This is a genomic window from Clostridium frigoris (genome assembly GCF_018861865.1).
GTDB classification, from domain to species: Bacteria; Bacillota; Clostridia; order Clostridiales; family Clostridiaceae; genus Clostridium_AD; species Clostridium_AD frigoris.
The window spans coordinates 81,678-99,438 of sequence record NZ_JAHLDV010000004.1 but is presented as its reverse complement, the minus strand read 5'-3'; the positions used below and the strand labels follow the sequence as shown (position 1 = coordinate 99,438).

18 protein-coding genes are annotated in these 17,761 nt (G+C 30.2%); 6 read left to right on the top strand and 12 right to left on the bottom strand.

Annotation, left to right across the window (positions count from 1 at the left end):
- Positions 1-104: 104 nt before the first annotated feature.
- Positions 105-1,259 (bottom strand): serine/threonine-protein kinase, encoded by a 1,155-nt coding sequence (locus tag KPL37_RS03235; RefSeq protein ID WP_216145995.1) that lies wholly within the window; start codon positions 1,257-1,259, stop codon positions 105-107.
- Positions 1,260-1,495: 236 nt separating this feature from the next.
- Between KPL37_RS03235 and KPL37_RS03230 the strand changes: the two genes are divergently transcribed.
- Together KPL37_RS03230 and KPL37_RS03225 are read left to right on the top strand one after the other, a co-directional pair.
- The gene (locus KPL37_RS03230; protein WP_216145994.1) at positions 1,496-1,939 is read left to right on the top strand and encodes a cell wall hydrolase; all 444 of its coding nucleotides are present in this window, start codon (positions 1,496-1,498) and stop codon (positions 1,937-1,939) included.
- Between the two features lie 56 nt (positions 1,940-1,995).
- On the top strand, positions 1,996-2,430 hold the full coding sequence (locus KPL37_RS03225) for a hypothetical protein (RefSeq protein ID WP_216145993.1): 435 nt from the start codon (positions 1,996-1,998) through the stop codon (positions 2,428-2,430).
- A 142-nt stretch (positions 2,431-2,572) separates the two neighbouring features.
- On the opposite strand, the gene KPL37_RS03220 is transcribed toward KPL37_RS03225, so the two are convergent.
- From KPL37_RS03220 to ymfI, 8 genes are all read right to left on the bottom strand, one after another.
- Positions 2,573-3,265 carry a peptidylprolyl isomerase gene (locus KPL37_RS03220; protein ID WP_216145992.1) on the bottom strand — a complete coding sequence of 231 codons (693 nt, stop codon included), beginning with the start codon at positions 3,263-3,265 and terminating at the stop codon, positions 2,573-2,575.
- A 53-nt stretch (positions 3,266-3,318) separates the two neighbouring features.
- Entirely contained in the window at positions 3,319-4,149 is an 831-nt protein-coding gene (locus KPL37_RS03215) for a type I phosphomannose isomerase catalytic subunit (protein ID WP_216145991.1), read from the bottom strand.
- Between the two features lie 37 nt (positions 4,150-4,186).
- A complete protein-coding gene (locus KPL37_RS03210; protein ID WP_216145990.1) occupies positions 4,187-4,681 on the bottom strand; it encodes a hypothetical protein in 495 nt (164 codons plus the stop codon).
- Positions 4,682-4,855: 174 nt separating this feature from the next.
- Positions 4,856-6,262, bottom strand: coding sequence for a cysteine--tRNA ligase (gene cysS / locus KPL37_RS03205; RefSeq protein ID WP_216145989.1), 1,407 nt, complete (start codon positions 6,260-6,262; stop codon positions 4,856-4,858).
- 321 nt (positions 6,263-6,583) lie between these two features.
- Positions 6,584-6,748 carry a hypothetical protein gene (locus KPL37_RS03200; RefSeq protein WP_216146050.1) on the bottom strand — a complete coding sequence of 55 codons (165 nt, stop codon included), beginning with the start codon at positions 6,746-6,748 and terminating at the stop codon, positions 6,584-6,586.
- Positions 6,749-6,784: 36 nt separating this feature from the next.
- Entirely contained in the window at positions 6,785-7,627 is an 843-nt protein-coding gene (locus tag KPL37_RS03195; RefSeq protein WP_216145988.1) for a phosphatase PAP2 family protein, read from the bottom strand.
- Between the two features lie 157 nt (positions 7,628-7,784).
- Positions 7,785-8,114 (bottom strand): hypothetical protein, encoded by a 330-nt coding sequence (locus KPL37_RS03190; RefSeq protein WP_216145987.1) that lies wholly within the window; start codon positions 8,112-8,114, stop codon positions 7,785-7,787.
- 155 nt (positions 8,115-8,269) lie between these two features.
- Positions 8,270-9,010 carry an elongation factor P 5-aminopentanone reductase gene (gene ymfI / locus KPL37_RS03185; RefSeq protein WP_216145986.1) on the bottom strand — a complete coding sequence of 247 codons (741 nt, stop codon included), beginning with the start codon at positions 9,008-9,010 and terminating at the stop codon, positions 8,270-8,272.
- A gap of 314 nt (positions 9,011-9,324) precedes the next feature.
- On the opposite strand from ymfI, the gene KPL37_RS03180 reads away from it, so the two are divergent.
- From KPL37_RS03180 to tkt, 4 genes are all read left to right on the top strand, one after another.
- On the top strand, positions 9,325-9,816 hold the full coding sequence (locus tag KPL37_RS03180; RefSeq protein ID WP_216145985.1) for a DUF6106 family protein: 492 nt from the start codon (positions 9,325-9,327) through the stop codon (positions 9,814-9,816).
- Positions 9,817-9,867: 51 nt separating this feature from the next.
- The gene (locus tag KPL37_RS03175; RefSeq protein WP_216145984.1) at positions 9,868-10,506 is read left to right on the top strand and encodes a hypothetical protein; all 639 of its coding nucleotides are present in this window, start codon (positions 9,868-9,870) and stop codon (positions 10,504-10,506) included.
- A 65-nt stretch (positions 10,507-10,571) separates the two neighbouring features.
- Positions 10,572-11,288, top strand: coding sequence for a YesL family protein (locus KPL37_RS03170; RefSeq protein WP_216145983.1), 717 nt, complete (start codon positions 10,572-10,574; stop codon positions 11,286-11,288).
- A 171-nt stretch (positions 11,289-11,459) separates the two neighbouring features.
- Positions 11,460-13,451, top strand: a complete 1,992-nt coding sequence (gene tkt, locus KPL37_RS03165; RefSeq protein ID WP_216145982.1) for a transketolase — start codon at positions 11,460-11,462, stop codon at positions 13,449-13,451.
- A 139-nt stretch (positions 13,452-13,590) separates the two neighbouring features.
- On the opposite strand, the gene KPL37_RS03160 is transcribed toward tkt, so the two are convergent.
- The 3 genes from KPL37_RS03160 to KPL37_RS03150 are packed head-to-tail and all read right to left on the bottom strand — an operon-like array spanning position 13,591 to position 17,756.
- A complete protein-coding gene (locus tag KPL37_RS03160; RefSeq protein WP_216145981.1) occupies positions 13,591-14,853 on the bottom strand; it encodes a zinc-binding dehydrogenase in 1,263 nt (420 codons plus the stop codon).
- 24 nt (positions 14,854-14,877) lie between these two features.
- A complete protein-coding gene (gene pfkB, locus KPL37_RS03155) occupies positions 14,878-15,807 on the bottom strand; it encodes a 1-phosphofructokinase (RefSeq protein ID WP_216145980.1) in 930 nt (309 codons plus the stop codon).
- Positions 15,808-15,842: 35 nt separating this feature from the next.
- Positions 15,843-17,756: a PTS mannitol transporter subunit IICBA gene (locus KPL37_RS03150; protein WP_216145979.1), complete on the bottom strand. Its 1,914-nt coding sequence runs from the start codon at positions 17,754-17,756 to the stop codon at positions 15,843-15,845.
- Positions 17,757-17,761: the final 5 nt, after the last annotated feature.

Genomic DNA, 17,761 nt, shown 5'->3' with positions numbered 1-17,761 from the left:
TATTATGACAAATCTCAATAACAGATTATGCAATCGAAACCATTATTAGAGATTATACAAGATAATCCCATAATTGTCAATTAATTTTACTTAATACGACTTTACTAAAATGGTATATTCTTTTTTAACGCCTTGCTGCCACGCTCGGTTATTGATCTAGACACTCCTTTTATCGGAACTACAATAATTTTCGTCGTCGGTTTCTTTATAAATTTCTTTATAGCATTTTCTTCTATATTTGATGACCCTACTATAGGACTAATTATTCCATTTCTATCTACCGTATTCACAATTGTACTTTCTTTTTTATTCCCATACAAAATATAAATACTTGCTATAATTACAAATGTAAAGCAAAAAAATACTCTAATAGAACTCTCATACATAGATTTATTTATAATTTTAATATTAACTTTTTTAGTAATGACATTTTTACTGATATTAAGATCATTTAGGTTCTCTAATTTTTCATATTCATCCTCTGGTGATATTTGTAAAATAGCTTCTTTCAAGTCTTCAACTAGAGCATATCTCTCATTAATATCAATTTTAACACACCTTTGTGTTATTTTTTTTAACTCGTCATTAATTTCCGTTCCATAGTTTTCGTCCAAAAGAGGCTCTATGCCTGTATACGGAGTCCTCCCTTTCATCATAAAGTATATTAACATTCCAATTCCATATATATCTGTTTGCATACAACATTTTCCTGAACCATATTGCTCTGGAGCTGCATACCCACTAGATCCCGCGCATATCATATCTATATCCTGTGACATATCTGTCTTATAAACTTTAGAAATACCAAAATCTATTAACACAACTTTTCCACTTGTCATTATCATTATATTAGACGGTTTTATATCTCTATATATGATGATAGGATTTTGATTATGTAAATAACCTATAATATCACATAAATCAGATACTATCTTACATATTTTTTCTGTTTGTATTCTACCATTTGCATTAACATATTCCTTTAAGGTTTGTCCATCTACATAGTCCTGAACCATATATAAATTGTTATTTGCATAAAATATATCAATTATTTTCCGAATACCTGGATGATTTAAATTTTTCAAAATATTAGCTTCCGTTAAAATATCTATATTTTTTTTACCTTGTATTACTTCTTTTATAGCCCAAAGATTGCCAAGGCTTGTATTTTTACATAAATAAACAACACCCATTCCACCTTTTCCTAGTGTTCTAATTACCTCATATTTATTATCTAATATATCACCACTGTTTAACATAACCCACCTCTTGTATATTTGCTATTGTGATTTTATCACAAATAATATTGTCTTTAAAATAAGATTACAAATACAATGCAATTGTACCAAACTTCCAATAAATTTACCATATATTATAGATAATATTATTGATAATATTACTAAATTTACAACAATGTTTTTTTCATTTTTTAAGTACCATTATTAACATTATGAATATAATAATACTGTAAAACGAATTGAGGAGATGACTAAAGATGGCTTACAGTGCTAGAGAATTATTGGCTAGAATAATAAAATGTGAAGCTGGTGGGGAGGGAGAAAATGGAATGAAAGCTGTTGCCTCTGTAATTATGAACAGAGTTAATGTAGCCGATGGTGAATATCTTAGAATAGGTCAAGGCGATTTAAGAAAAGTTATTTTTCAAACAGGACAATTTGATTGTGTATCTTCTGTACTTGGTGGCATGGCTAATCCTCAAACAATTTGGTCTAGTCCACCAGAGCAAATACATTATGATATTGCTGACTGGGCTTTATCTGGACATAGATTATATACAACAGGTGAGTCTTTATGGTATTTTAATCCATTTCTGCCTGGTTGTCCATATGAATTCCCATTCAATGGTAGTGGTACATTTCAAGTTTCCGTTGCTAAGCATTGCTTTTATAATCCAACAGCACGCTATTTCACTACTTAAATAAAATTGAACTTACAATATTCAAACAATAATATAATTTTTAAGGAGGCTATTTTATGTTTATATCACCACCAAATAATTTTAATCAATCCCAAATGTGGAATACTGATTCACCCTCTTCGCCGGCGCCAATGACTCCTATGCCAAAATTCGGCATGAACGATGCTTCAAGGCAAGGGCCTATGCCAGAATCTTCTCCTACTAATCCATCACCATCTAGTACACAAGCTTTCGATCTTGGCCCAACATCACCTATAGTAAATAATCCACTCTATAATCAAGGCTGGTTGCAATCTCAAATTGGTAAATATGTAAGAGTAGATTTTTTACTTGGAACTAATATATTTCAAGATAGACAAGGACTTTTACAAGAAGTTGGAATTAGTTTTATTGTCCTTAAAGAAAGTAATACTGATAATTTAATAATGTGTGATATATACTCCATTAAGTTTGTAACTGTATTTGGTAATCAAAATCAAGTTTTTAGGTAACATAAATTATAAATATAATTTTATACAAGTATTCATAGTTATAGGTTCTATGTTAAAGATAAAATACTCAAAACCTTTCAAAAAAAACAAAAGCAAGTATTTCCATAAATGTGTTTTATAGGAATACTTGCTTTAATTATTTTTATTTTACCTTTTGTACTTCACCATATTTAACTCCAAAAGTATCTACAGTAACTTTTTTAATTTTTTGATCCTTTTTAGGTTTATCATTACTATCTGTCTCTACAGAAACTATTTTATCTACTATTTCCATCCCCTGCGTAACTTTACCAAATGCAGCATATTGACCATCTAGAGCAGTAGAATTAGCAGAATTTTCAACCACTATAAAAAATTGTGACCCAGCCGAATTTGGATCAGTACCTCCTCTTGCCATAGAAATCACTCCACGCACGTGTTTTAAAGTATTGTTAAAATTATTTCCACTAAACTCTCCATTTATTACATAACCTGGCCCACCAGTACCTGTTCCTTTTGGATCGCCCCCTTGTACCATAAACCCTGATATTACTCTATGAAATATTAATCCATTATAAAAACCACTATTAACTAAAGAAACAAAATTTCTAACGGTATTAGGTGCAATTTCTGGATATAATTCTATTTTTATAGTTGAACCATCTTCCATTACAATCGTAACCATTGGATTTTTATCATTAACTCCTTTTTCCGTAACAATCTTTGTTTGTGTTTTAACCTCTTCAGTGGATGTATTACTATTCTCCTGTGCAATACTTCCACATCCACTAGCGAAAACCACAAAAACCACTGTAAATAATATCATACTTTTCTTAAGTAATTTTATTGACTTCATTATATAAACCCTCCTTTTATGGCGCATAGGTTATATTTTTCGCTATAAATTTTTTACACACTTGATTTAAGTAATTCCATATTCCCTTCAAGTTTATATTCGATCCCTTTTGATATGTAAATTGTTTCTTCCTCTTTTAAATTCATTTGCTTTTCGTTAGCTTTTATTATTCCCTCACCACTTATTACAGTATAGCTATGGAAACTTTCATTAACAGTATCTATATAGTTACTTTGAACAATAATTTTCTCAACTTTAAAATAAGGTGTCTCGAGTTTTACAAAGTTCGCTATTCTACCACCCTTATTTTTACCTTCATAATCTATAACGTCTAAGGATTTTTCAATATGAACTTCCCTACCGCGTCCCCAGTCATGAAGCCTATAAGTAATGTTACTGTTTTGCTGAACTTCTATAAGCTTTACTCCAGACTCTATAGCATGAACCGTCCCTGCTGGTATATAGATGAAATCCCCTCTTTTAATATTAATACGTTCCAAATGCTCTTCTAATTTACCTTCTTTTATAATTTGTCTTAACTTTTCTTTATTTAGGCCCTTCTTTATTCCTGATACTAAAGTTGCACCCTCTTTTGCTTCCAATACATACCAGCATTCCGTCTTTCCATTAGCATTTTCAACCCTTTTAGCATAAGCATCATTTGGATGTACTTGTACAGATAAAGTATCTTCCGCCTTTATAATTTTATTTAATATAGGAAAATCATTGCCACAACCTAAGATTTCAGATAATTCTTTTCCTTTATAAATACCCTCTTTTATTGTTGATTTTCCATCTTCATGACAAGAAAGCACCCATTTCTCTAAGCCCCATATTTTTTCACTTAAATATGGCTGTAGTTTTAAAATAATTCCTTTTGACATTGCAATTCCTCCATTCACTATTAATATATTATTATCATTAATTATTTTTTTCCATTTTAGTTATAATGCCTTTTGCCTCTTCTCTAGTACTACTTGGTCCACAGATATTGAATTTACTATTGTATTTACTGTCTACCTCATCTAGTTTTATAAGTATTTCATTGAAGTTCTTTGAGGTATTAACTGTTCCATCTATCTCATATTGACCAGTTTTAATATTTTTTGTTTCTATAAAAGCACTATATTCTAAAGTTTTAAAAACATTATTTTTTGCCCATATTCTCTTTAGTATAACTTGTTTTTTTATGCCATCCACTTTTATACTTCCTGTAAATTCATAATTAAGTGATAAATTTTTTCTTAATACTCCATCAAGATTAATTTCTACTGTTTTGCCTAATTCTATATTCTCATTATACATATATCCACTATACTCTCTATTAATGCTTACAGGTCTAAAATATATAACTGATATTAAAATTATACCAATAATTGCAATTACTATTGATGCTTTTAAATTTGTTCTCTCCATATCCATCACCTCTATATAATAATATTTTTATCTGCTTTTAACTATACATAATATTATAAACTAAATTATCTTATAGTGCATTATAAAAATCTAAAGTAAATGGAAAGGTTAAACAATTAATAATTGTTTAACCTTTCCATTGCTTACAAACATAAAATCTCACTAGATTTATTTTTATTTAGCTTTCCAAGTTGTTCCTTCTTTAGAATCAAGAAGTTCAATATTCATAGATATAAATTCATCTCTTATCTCATCTGCTCTTGCCCAGTTTTTACTTGCTCTTGCAGCATCTCTTTCAACAATAAGATTATTTATAAGGTTTTCATCTATATCTGTAGTTTCTTTTTCAATTTTCATAAGATCTAATGAAAATATCTTATCAAAATCCTCTATAAGAATAGATTTTTCCTTATTATTAAGATCAGTATCTTTTAAAACATCAAAAAGTACAGTAAAAGCATTTGCTATATTTAGATCATCGCTAATAAATGATAAGAACTTTTCTTTATATGATACAATTTTCTCTTCTCTAACTATATCATTTTTGTTAATACCACTTAAAACGGGAGAAATTCTTTCTTTAAGTTTTTTATAACTATTCCTAGCGTCATTTAAACTATCGAAACTGAACACTAACTGTTTCCTATATTTAGATTGAAGGCAGAAATATCTATAATCAAGAGCACTATATCCTTCTTTTTCAAGACTTGATATTGTTAAAAAGTTACCACTAGACTTCGACATCTTACCACTATCGAGCACTAAGAACTCTCCATGCATCCAGTACTTTACCCATTTATGTCCAAGTACTCCTTCTGATTGAGCAACTTCATTAGTGTGGTGTATAGCAATATGATCTATTCCTCCACAGTGAATATCTAAATATTCACCAATATACTTAACAGACATAGTAGAACATTCTAAATGCCAACCTGGAAATCCTTTGCCCCATGGTGATTCCCATTGCATAATTTGATTTGAAAACTTAGAATTTGTAAACCACAATACGAAATCAAGCGGATTTTTTTTATTAGGATCTACCTCTATTCTACTACCCGCTTCAAGTTCATCTAAACTAAGATGAGCAAGCTTTGCATAATCAGGAAATTTATCAATTTCAAAATATACATTTCCATTAGAAACGTAAGTATACCCTTTTTCTTCAAGTTTTTTTATAAACTCTATCATGTCTTGTATATGTTCTGTAGCCCTACATACAATAGTAGGCCTTTTTATATTGAGTTTTTTACAATCCTCAAAAAAAGCATCTTCATAAAATCTAGCAATTTCCCATACAGTTTTATGCTCACGTTTTGCTCCTAGGGCCATTTTATCTTGACCTTCATCTCCATCTGACTGAAGGTGCCCAACGTCTGTAATATTCATTACATGCTTAACTTTAAACTTTGAATACTCCAACGATTTTTTAAGTACATCTTCAAAAATATACGTTCTCAAATTACCTATATGTGCATAGTTGTAAACTGTAGGTCCACAAGTATACATTCCAACCTTTCCTTCTACATAAGGTATAAATTCATCTTTACTTCTAGTCAAGGTATTATAAACTTTAAAACTCAATTCATTCACTCCTTCTTAAATAATACAATAGTATCTAAGACTTTTCAGAAACTATTACTAGCCTAACCTTTACATTTTAAAATATAAAAAGCTACAGACATGCTGCAGCTTTAGACTTCACAGTATAAACTTAATTCTAACATAGTCATATATATAAATTCTAACATAGTATTAAGATAATGCAATAAATAATCTTTTATTTATTAGGAAATTATAAAATTTTTATTTACAAATAAATTAAATAAATTACATTTTACTCTATAATTTTATATGAAATTTTAAAAAGAGCACATAAACAAATGTTTATATGCTCTAATAGTTCTACTTTTTATCAGTAGATTGTTTTTTATTTGTAGCATTTTGATTTTTCGCAGTTTCACGAGTTATAGGGGTATTATAATTACTCTTTACTAATCTAGAAAACTTATTATCGGGTTGGCTATCTTTAGGCATAAAAACATCTCCCTTTTCTGTATTGTTATTCATAGGTTTTACTATTCTCAAAAAAATATGCTATTTAGATTAAATCTGCCTAATAAATTTTTTAAAAATACATGGTGCTCCCACTGTAATCCACAATCCAATAACAATATATCTAAAAAAATCAGAAAATATATTAAATGGAAGTATTACTTTTAACATACCTTTTAAAGTCACAAGAATTACTAACCCAAACACCAATTTCATTATTTGCTTTAATATACTACTCCGAACTTCGTACTGCACATATTGGGACTCTAACATATACCCAATAAAAAATCCTAGTACTGTTCCTGCTATTGTATAATATGTTTTTTCTCTAAAAAATATCATTCCAATGAGTGTAGGTACAATAATTATCATTAACACCCATGATTTTTGAGTTTTCTCTGCATATTCAAAAATATAGTTAGAAATAATAACGCATATGATTCCAATTACTATTCCACCAATTACATCTATCGGATAATGAAGTCCAAGATAAAGCCTTGAAATGCTCACTAAAGCGATTGCTAAAATTCCAACTATATAAATCCACTTTCTTCTAACTTTAATAATACAAGAAATCCAAAATGTGGTAGCCCCTTGTGTATGCCCACTTGGAAAAGATTGTCCTGTAGCTGTTTCTACTCTAAGTGACCTTATTCCAGATACTCCTATTGGCCTAGCTGCATTAATCATATCTTTTAAAATAATGTTTGTTATTGTGCTTGTAAGTAATACAAACCCTAATTTATACCCAAATTTTTTATCTACACACCAAAATATTATAGCAGCTGCAATAATATAAAAAGACTCCTCACCAGTCATTGTAACTAATTGAAAAAATGCATCAAAAAATGGAGATATTATGGTTTGTATAAATTTTATAATTTCTATCTGCATAGCAACCCCCTTATATGCGTCATAGAATTAATTGCTCCTATTCATATGCATTTTATTAGATTTCCTTATATCATTAAAAGATAAAAAACCAATCTAATATTATAGATTGGTCCTTTAACTATAGTATATAAACTTATTTTTTATCATTATATGTGCCTTATATCACATTTTTATAATCTACATCAATAATAACACTATCTTCGTAATTAATATCAGTGTTATTTTTCATATCCATATCATTACTAAAGATATTAGATTTTGTAGTAGTTTCATTTTTTATGCTTGATTTTTTCATAAACTTCTTAACACCTTTTACTAATTTTAAACTATACCATACTAAAACTGAGAAAACTGCAATTGCAAATAAGGCTCTAATAACAAAGATAGCTATATAAGGTATTGCTATTACTAATACAATAACAGCACCTATTGTTAAAGCTGATTTAAACAACTTTGATATTACATTTTTACCCTTTGTATATTCCATAATAATATTAGCCTTCTTTCATTTCATATGATTTACTTACTAAATAATAATATAATTATAACATACAAATAGATTCAAATATTAATTATTCATTAAGAAAAAATGAATAATTCATTAAATAATATATTGAATTTGTTAAATTTATTTTAGATCAATTATAAGAATCCTCCATCGATAGTTATTACTTGCCCTGTAATATATTTTGATTTTTCACTGGCTAAAAAAGTTACAAGCATACCAACATCAGAACTCTCTCCAAATTTCCTCATAGGTATTTCATTCATTAAATTTGTACGTTCATCTTTAGTTAACCATTTATTCATTTCTGTATCTATAACCCCTGGTGCAATGGCGTTTACTCTAATACTCGAAGGTGCAAGTTCCTTAGCTAATGACTTTGTAAAAGCGTTAACCGCTCCTTTAGATGCAGAATAAATTACCTCACAAGAAGCACCAACTCCCCCCCACATTGAAGATATATTTATTATGCTACCTTTCTTTTGTTTTATCATCTCTTTTACGACATTATGGGAACAATTAATAGTTCCTTTTAAATTTACATCTAAAATATTATTCCATTCACTAGGTTCCTGATCCATAAATAACCCGACCTTTGATATTCCTGCATTATTTATTAAAATGTCTATTTTCCCTAATTTTTCAACAGTAGTTTTTACCATCTGTTTTGCAAATTCATAATTGCTTACATCACCTTTAATTATTAAGGCATAAGCTCCAAGTTTTCTAATTTCCTTATAAGTTTTCTCAGCCTCTTCATCATTAGTTTTATAATTTATCACAAGACAGCATCCATTCTTTGCAAGTTCTATAGCAATTCCTTTTCCTATTCCTCTAGATGATCCTGTCACTATTGCAACTTTCCCTTTTAAGCTCATAATATCGCCCCTAATTTAACCTATTTTTATATTTTTCAACGCTTAATATACCAATCCCATTATAATGTTTCTAGCTCATATATTCTTATTATCATATTATTATTTACATTTTGCAACTATAAATTTATGAAATCTCCTTAAGATAATATTAATCTTTATTTTTAAATTGTAAACCATATAATTTAACTAAAATAACCTTTTATAATATATGGATTATGTTATAATTATAGGTGAATTATTAAATAAATTACAATTTAAACTACTTTTATTAACACAATAAATAAATCATATGATAATTAAAGGGGATAAAAAAAATGGATAATTTTTATGAACAACTAGTAACAACATCTAAAACAACTTCTTACAATATAGTAAGTAAATCAACCTACGTACTTGGATTGATTGGACTGTTTTTGGCTAGTGTAAATATGATTTTTGCTATATTATTAATAGCCTTGGCTGTAGCATGTTATTTTTACAAATCAAAATTGTATGTAGAATATGAGTATCAATTTACAAATGGTGAAGTGGATATAGAAAAAATATTAGAAATGAAAAAAAGAAAAAAAGTCACTACTTTTAATATAAAAGAGGTAGGACTTTTGGCTCTTAGCGATAGTGATGTCGTAAAAGATTTTTCTGGCAAACCTACTTCTATAGTAAAATGCTATCCTACAAACACAAAAGGGCCAATATATGTGGCAATGGTTACAGAAGGAAAAGATAAAATGCAATTGTTGTTTATGCCCGACGAAAAATTTATTAACCTTTGTTTTAAATATAATCCAAGAGCAGTAAAAAAATAATATAAAATATTTTATGTTGATACCGAAATTCAAGTAAAAGGGATGGAGATTATGGTTGATTTAAAAGGTATGAGCAAGCAAAAAAAAGCTGAATATATCTGGGAGTATTATAAATTTCATATTATTGGTACCTTAGCTGCTTTATGTATAATAATTTCTATTATACATGGCCACATAACAAAACCAAATTATGTATTTACTCTAACTATACTTGGAAACGTTGTAGATACTAATAAAACAAACAATTTAGAGTCTCAACTTACAAAAGTTGTTGTTAAAGATGGAAGTGCTAGAAAACAGGCTAGAGTAAGCACTATGCCACTGGATGGTTCAAAAAATACAGACCCTCAAATAACAAGTCAGTATATGCAAAAGTTTATTGCACAGATATCTGTTGGAGAACTTGATGTTGTAATTTTAAATAAAACCATGTTTGAAACCTTCGCTAAAGAGGATATGTTTTTACGATTAGATAACATAAGTGGACTCAATTTAACTTCGTTAAAAGGTGAAAAGCTTCATGCTATCGGAACTGATAAAAAGTATGTTGTTTACGCTATAGATATCAAAAATAATATACTATTAAAAAAAATGGGGTTTGATACAAAAAATAAGGTGATTGGAATTGTTGGCTCAACTAAACAAAATTATAATTCAATTTTAGTTTTACAATGGTTGCTAAACAAGTAAATATGCATTTTTATTATTATAATATTTTACATAAACGCATTTTATAAATGCAGTTGGAGGTAAAAATGGCTAAATCAAGAAAAGAATTTGGTGAGGGACCTTTATACACAATAACTAATTATATATTTTGGTTCCTCCTCGGTAATTTATACTTTCTGCTTCTTAATATTCCACTAGTTCTTATGTTAATTATACTTTTTTCTAATGGAACGAATAAAATTCCACAAGGATTTACTTCTATTCTGGTTTTATGTTGTATTCCTATAGCACCTGCAGCAACAGCTCTATTTAGTGTAATGGGCAAAATTATACGAGAAAAAGATGTAAGCATTACAAAAGATTATTTTAAAGCTTATAAAACCAACTTTACTCAATCTTTATTTTTTGGTGCCTTAGAAATAATGATTATATGTATACTATCAATTGATATTAAATATTTTATTACAAGTGCTTATCCGAAAGTGTTAACTGTTTCTACTTTTGTCATAATAGTTTTTGTTTTTTCGATAAATCTGTATATCTTCCCAATAATTTCGAGATTTTATTTAGGGTGGAAAGATGTTCTTAAAACAGCTATGTACTTTACCATTCGGAAATTCAATATTACACTTTTATGCCTTTCAAGTTTTTTAATTATAGGTTTTATATTTTTTAAAGTCACAACCTTTATATTGATATTCATACCATGTATTGTTTGTTATTTAGTAATGTACTATCAAAAAAATATATTATTAGAAATTGAAAATAAAATAAAACAAGATACTGATAAAGTTCAGTTATAAGTTTTTTTACAGTATAAGGGGCAGTTCATTACTATTTAGTAATGAACTGCCCCTTATATATTTATAATACTGCTAATTTAGTCAAGTTTGCTTCTTATATATTTTTGTTTGTGATAAAATGTATAGGATAAGATAATTATAAAAATTAAAAACCATAAGGAGGCATTTACATTGAATAAAATTGACCAACTAACAGTAGATACTATAAGAGTATTATCAGCTGAGGCAATACAAAAAGCAAATTCAGGACATCCAGGTCTTCCACTTGGAGTTGCACCAATGGCATATACATTATGGGCAAACCATATGAAACATAATCCTAGCAATTCAAAATGGCAGGATAGAGATAGATTTGTACTATCTGCAGGTCATGGATCAATGCTTGAATATTCACTTCTTAATATTTTTGGCTATGGTCTAACTATTGAAGATTTAAAGAATTTTAGGCAATTTGGAAGTTTAACACCTGGTCACCCAGAATATGGTCATACAAATGGAGTTGAAGTTACCACAGGTCCACTCGGACAGGGAATTGCTAATGCAGTAGGTATGGCAATAGCTGAGAGTCATCTTGCAGCAAAATTCAATACGAAAAAACATTCTATTGTAGATCATTATACATATGCTATTTGTGGTGATGGAGATAATATGGAAGGTATTTCTGGAGAAGCAGCTTCTCTCGCAGGTACTCTAGGTTTATCTAAACTTATTTTAATGTATGATTCAAATAGTATATCTATAGAAGGCTCTACAGACATTGCATTCACAGAAGATGTAGGCAAAAGGTTTGAGGCTTATGGATGGCAGGTAATAAACGTAGAAGATGGCAATGATATGGATTCAATAGGCAAAGCCATTGAAACTGCAAAACTTGAGTTAAATAAACCTACCTTTATTAAAATTAAGACTATTATCGGATTTGGCTGTGCTAAAAAACAAGGTTTAGCATCAGCACATGGTGAACCCCTTGGTGAAGATAATATAATTGAAATGAAAAAATGTATGGGATGGAATCTTGCTCCATTTACCGTTCCAGATGAAGTAACTAAGCATATGGAAATTGTAAAATCAGAACTTAACAAAAAGGAAGAAACTTGGAACACACTTTATGCTGAGTATAGCAAAGAAAATCCTAAACTTGCTAAAGAATATGAAGCATGGCAGAGTGGTGATCTCTGCGTTGATTTACTAAAAGTTGAAGAATTATGGAAATTTGAAGGTAAAGCAGCAACAAGAAATTCTTCTGGTTCTATAATAAATACATTAGCAAAATATATACCAAACTTTATAGGTGGATCTGCAGATCTTGCTCCTTCTAATAAAACATATATGAAGGATATGGGTGATTTCTCAAGAGACAATAGAAATGGTTCTAACCTTCACTTTGGAGTACGTGAACATGCAATGGCAGCCATTGCAAATGGTATATATGTTCATGGAGGTCTTAAACCTTTTGTTTCTACTTTCTTTGTATTTAGTGATTATATGAAGGGCGCAATGAGATTGTCTGCTCTTATGGGTCTCCCAGTAACTTACGTTTTAACTCATGATAGTATCGCTGTTGGTGAGGACGGTCCAACACATGAACCAATAGAGCAACTTGCAGCTTTAAGGGCTCTACCAAACTTTAATGTGTTTAGACCAGCTGATTCTAAAGAAACAGCTGTTGGTTGGTATGCAGCAATGACTTCAAATACAACACCTACTGCTCTAATACTAACAAGGCAGAACCTACCTTTATATGATGAAACATCAATTGAAGCTTTAAAGGGTGCATATGTTTTAAAAACCTATGAAACACCTGGTCAAAATCCTGATATAATTTTAATGGCTTCTGGATCTGAAGTAGAATTTATTTACGAAGGTGCTAAGTTATTAAATGAAAAAGGTATTAAAGCAAGAGTTGTAAGTATGCCTTGCCTAGATTTATTTGATGCCCAAACAAAAGAATATAAAGAATCGATATTGCCATCGTCTGTTAGAACAAGACTTGCTATTGAAGCCGCTGCTTCATTCGGTTGGTACAAATATGTAGGACTGGACGGCGATGTTATCTCAATTGATAGATTTGGAGCTTCAGGTAAAGCTGAAGTTTTATATAAAGAATTTGGATTTACAACAGAAAATGTTGTTAGTAAGGCACTAAAACTACTCGGTAAATAATTAAATAAAATAATAATTTTTATTACAAATACCATCTATTATAATTCTAATAGATGGTATTTGTTTAATATAATAAAACATAAAGAAAGATACAGGAATTAATCCTGTATCTTTCTTTATGTTTAAATTTTTTATTGTTTTATTTTACTTCCCAATTTTTAAGTAAGTATGCTTCTGCCGCTTCACACCAAAGACCCTTATTATTTTTAGTAATTTCTGCTAATTTTTTAAAACGTGGATCTTTTTTACCTTTTTCTTCAAATTCATCTATTGCTGTAATATCCATAAATATATTTGTATATATTAATTTTTTACCTGCTGGCACTTCTGTTAATTTAAGTGTTGCATCAGCTGCACTATCAAGTCCTCCAATATGAGTAACCATAACTGCTGGATTTATAATATTCTTTTCTGTCATTCTTAATGACTCAATCATATCATTTGTATTTCCGCCAGTAGTTCCAATAGTATGAGTTGATTGATAATGAACGTTATAGAAATTAAAAGTAGCTGAGAATTTAGTGTCTGTAGGGCCTGCAAAGAAGTTTAAGCAACCATCTCTACCTAATATCTCATCTCCTTGCTCTACAACTGGTTTAACTGGAGAATATACAAATACATCATCGAAACCTGTTCCACCTGTTAAGTCTCTTAAATAAGCCGGAACATCTTCTATATCTTTTGTATTAACAAATATTAATTCTATTCCAACTTTTTTTGCATCATCACTCGTAAATATTGCACTTGCTCTATCTAATCTACCTTGTTCTATATCTGTTACTACAATTAAAGATGGCTTTCTATCACAGTGCATAGCATAATCAATTGCACCTAGACCCATAGGACCAGCAGCTGCTAGCATCGCAAGCTTTCCGCCTTCAACAATTCCCATTTTATGCTCATAACTACCCATCACAGTATGAAAACTTGCATGAAAACCTCCAATAATGCAAGACATTGGTTCAGCAAGTGATGCCTCATAATATGCTTTACCTTCATAGTTTAATAAGCAACCAAGTTCCATTACTTCTTGTGGAACTATTATATAAGTCGCGTCTCCACCACAATATTTATAAGAATATCCAGGTGAATCCATACTTCCTTTATAGTTTAATGCCGGTTGCATAGAAAATTTATTTCCTGGCTTAAAGTCATTTTTCCATTTTGAACCTACCTGTACTATATCTCCTGCCATTTCATGTCCTACAATTACTGGATTAACTGCTACATCACTAGGCACTCTCTTATGATCACTTCCGAGTATTGCTGCTTTATAAGTAGACATACATATACTGTCTGATACTACTTTTACTAGTATTTCGTCTTCTTTTATTTCAGGAAGTTCAAATTCTTCCATTCTCAAATCTTTTTTTCCGTATAATCTTACTGCTCTTGTTTTCATATATATTACCACCTTTTTTATTTATTATAAGTATTCAAATACTACTTGTTTTTCGAGTTCAATAATTGTTTTAATATCACTTGCCTTTGTGCCTTCTGTCATTACATTCGCAGCTCCTGTTGCAACAGATAACTTCACTGTATCTTCAAAGCTAAGACCCTTCTCGAGTGAATATGCGAGTGCTGCAACCATTGCGTCTCCTGCTCCTACTGTACTTTTTACATCTACCTTAAGACCGTGTGCATATATCGTGCATTCCTTAGTTATAAAAACTGCTCCTTCGCTTCCGAGTGATACTGCTACTATGACGATTCCATATTCTAGCAAACCTTTCGCTATTTTAGCGGTTTCGCCAACACCTTCTATTTTTTTGTTAAACATAGCGCAAAGCTCATCAATATTTGGTTTTACAAGGTAAGGTCCTGATAAAATACCTGCCTTAAGCATTTCACCGTCAGCATCTAATATTGTTTTTACTCCTTTTTCTTTTGCCTTAGTAATCCAATTACCATAAATTCTCTTGTCTACGTTACTAGGCACACTTCCAGATAAAATGATAATATCATCACTATTTATATTATTAAAGACTTTATCACATACATCATCCAAATCCCTTAAACTTGCCTCTGGACCTGACTCATTTATATCAGTATTAGTATGATTAAGCATGTCAACAACTTTTATATTTGTTCTAGTTTCGCCTTTTGTAAAAACAAAGTCATTTAAAATATTTATTTTTTCTAAGTAATCCTTTATAAATTTTCCTGAGGTACCAGAGAGAATTCCCATTGCACGACTTTCACCGCCCAAATTTTTTATTACTTTTGATACATTAATTCCTTTTCCCCCAGCATCCAACCTAACAGATGCAACCCTATTAACATTTCCTAAAGTGAAATTATTTATTTCAATAGTCTTATCAACTGCTGGATTTATTGTTATAGTTGTAATCATATCTTCACCTCTTATATTTAACATATTTTAATAATTTAATCTTCTAATTTTATTGTAAATAAATCATAGATGTACTGGACATCTTGCGTATTTTTTAGCTTATCAGTAATACTTTCATCTTCTCCTTCAATTGCAATTGCAATATTAGAAAGTATTTGTAAATGTTCATCTCCAACTCCAGCAATACCAATTACGAGGTATGCTATTTCTTCATCAAACTTAACTCCATTTGGAAATTGAAGTACTACCATTCCTGTTTTTTTAATATTTTTCTTAGATTCACCAACTCCATGAGGAATTGCTATACCTTTACCGATATATGTGGAGAGATCATCTTCTCTTTGAACCATAGCATCGATATATTCTTCTTCTACATATCCACCCTCATACAATAATCTACCTGCCATTTTAATTGCTGTATACTTATCTGTACTTTCAAGTCCCAATTTTATATTTTTCTTTTCAAGAATTTTACTTTCATTCTTTACAACATTTTTAGGTTCAATATTAACTTTATTATTAGTATTATCAATTGGTTTTAATCTTGCTGAAAGAATCTCAAAAGCCGGGTTATTAAGGAAATCTTTAACCGATATATGCTCAGCATTTGGAGCTACATTCTTTGCTCTTGCAGTTAGTGTTTCATGAGTTATAACAATCTGAGCATCCTTTGGGATGGCTTCAATTGCACAATTTACTACTTCAATATTATATCCTGCCTTTTTAAATTTAGTTCTTAATGTAGTTGCTCCCATTGCACTTGAACCCATACCTGCATCACAAGCAAATATTACTTTATTAAAAGTTTTGGCTGTTACTCCACTTGTCTCACTTATTTCATCTTTTTTCTTTAATTTTAGTTCACTAGATTTTAATTTTGCTTCTTCTAATTCATTGCCATCTGTTTTTTTATTAGTACTTTTTATTATTACAGCTGATACTACAAATGATACCGCAGCAGCTACTAACACTCCTGCTACTACCGCAAAATATCCACCTTTAGGTGTCATTGCAAGTACTGCAATTATGCTTCCTGGAGAGGCTGCTGCAATTAATCCAGCGCCAAAAATCTGGAATGTGAATATTCCACTTGCACCACCACAAATTACTGCTATTACAAGCAAAGGATTCATCAAAACGTAAGGAAAATAAATTTCATGTATTCCACCTATAAAATGGATTATTATTGCACTAGGTGCTGATTCTTTAACGGCACCTTTTGCAAACACCCAATAAGCGAGTAGTACTCCAAGTCCAGGTCCTGGATTTGATTCTAATAAGAAAAATACTGATTTTCCGATTGCTTTAGCTTCTTGTGCACCTATTGGAACCAAGATTCCATTACCTATTGCATTGTTTAAAAACAATATTTTTGCTGGTTCTATAAATATGGATGCTAAAGGTAATAACCCTGCTTTTACTATTGCTTCTACTCCATCTTTTAGGAGACCGTTTAAACTTAAAACTACTGGACCAATTCCGGAGAATGCAATTAATGCTAGCATTGCTCCAAGTATCCCTGCTGAAAAATTATTAATTAACATTTCAAAACCAGCTGGAACTTTTCCTTCAATCATATTATCAAATTTCTTTATAACATAACCACCAAGAGGTCCCATTATCATTGCTCCCATGAACATTGGAATATCTGATCCTACTATAATTCCCATAGTTGAGATTGCCCCAACTACTCCACCGCGTGTCCCACCTACCATTTTACCGCCAGTGTAACCTATTAATAGTGGTAAAAGGTAGGTTATCATTGGACTAACTAATTTAGCAAAATTAGAATTTGGTAGCCACCCATCCGGTATGAATAATGCTGTAATTAATCCCCATGCTATAAATGCACCAATATTCGGAAGTATCATTCCGCTTAGAAATCTACCAAAACCTTGTACTCTTTCTTTAACCTTTCCTTTATTTTTTGTATGTGATGTATTGTCCATAACTC

What these genes read in the sequence shown, in the direction of transcription:
- KPL37_RS03235 (WP_216145995.1), bottom strand. Translation starts at nt 1,259, where the DNA reads ATGTTAAACAGTGGTGATATATTAGATAATAAATATGAGGTAATTAGA.
- KPL37_RS03230 (WP_216145994.1), top strand. Translation starts at nt 1,496, where the DNA reads ATGGCTTACAGTGCTAGAGAATTATTGGCTAGAATAATAAAATGTGAA.
- KPL37_RS03225 (WP_216145993.1), top strand. Translation starts at nt 1,996, where the DNA reads ATGTTTATATCACCACCAAATAATTTTAATCAATCCCAAATGTGGAAT.
- KPL37_RS03220 (WP_216145992.1), bottom strand. Translation starts at nt 3,265, where the DNA reads ATGAAGTCAATAAAATTACTTAAGAAAAGTATGATATTATTTACAGTG.
- KPL37_RS03215 (WP_216145991.1), bottom strand. Translation starts at nt 4,149, where the DNA reads ATGTCAAAAGGAATTATTTTAAAACTACAGCCATATTTAAGTGAAAAA.
- KPL37_RS03210 (WP_216145990.1), bottom strand. Translation starts at nt 4,681, where the DNA reads ATGGAGAGAACAAATTTAAAAGCATCAATAGTAATTGCAATTATTGGT.
- KPL37_RS03200 (WP_216146050.1), bottom strand. Translation starts at nt 6,748, where the DNA reads ATGAATAACAATACAGAAAAGGGAGATGTTTTTATGCCTAAAGATAGC.
- KPL37_RS03195 (WP_216145988.1), bottom strand. Translation starts at nt 7,627, where the DNA reads ATGCAGATAGAAATTATAAAATTTATACAAACCATAATATCTCCATTT.
- KPL37_RS03190 (WP_216145987.1), bottom strand. Translation starts at nt 8,114, where the DNA reads ATGGAATATACAAAGGGTAAAAATGTAATATCAAAGTTGTTTAAATCA.
- ymfI (WP_216145986.1), bottom strand. Translation starts at nt 9,010, where the DNA reads ATGAGCTTAAAAGGGAAAGTTGCAATAGTGACAGGATCATCTAGAGGA.
- KPL37_RS03180 (WP_216145985.1), top strand. Translation starts at nt 9,325, where the DNA reads ATGGATAATTTTTATGAACAACTAGTAACAACATCTAAAACAACTTCT.
- KPL37_RS03175 (WP_216145984.1), top strand. Translation starts at nt 9,868, where the DNA reads ATGGTTGATTTAAAAGGTATGAGCAAGCAAAAAAAAGCTGAATATATC.
- KPL37_RS03170 (WP_216145983.1), top strand. Translation starts at nt 10,572, where the DNA reads ATGGCTAAATCAAGAAAAGAATTTGGTGAGGGACCTTTATACACAATA.
- KPL37_RS03160 (WP_216145981.1), bottom strand. Translation starts at nt 14,853, where the DNA reads ATGAAAACAAGAGCAGTAAGATTATACGGAAAAAAAGATTTGAGAATG.
- pfkB (WP_216145980.1), bottom strand. Translation starts at nt 15,807, where the DNA reads ATGATTACAACTATAACAATAAATCCAGCAGTTGATAAGACTATTGAA.
- KPL37_RS03150 (WP_216145979.1), bottom strand. Translation starts at nt 17,756, where the DNA reads ATGGACAATACATCACATACAAAAAATAAAGGAAAGGTTAAAGAAAGA.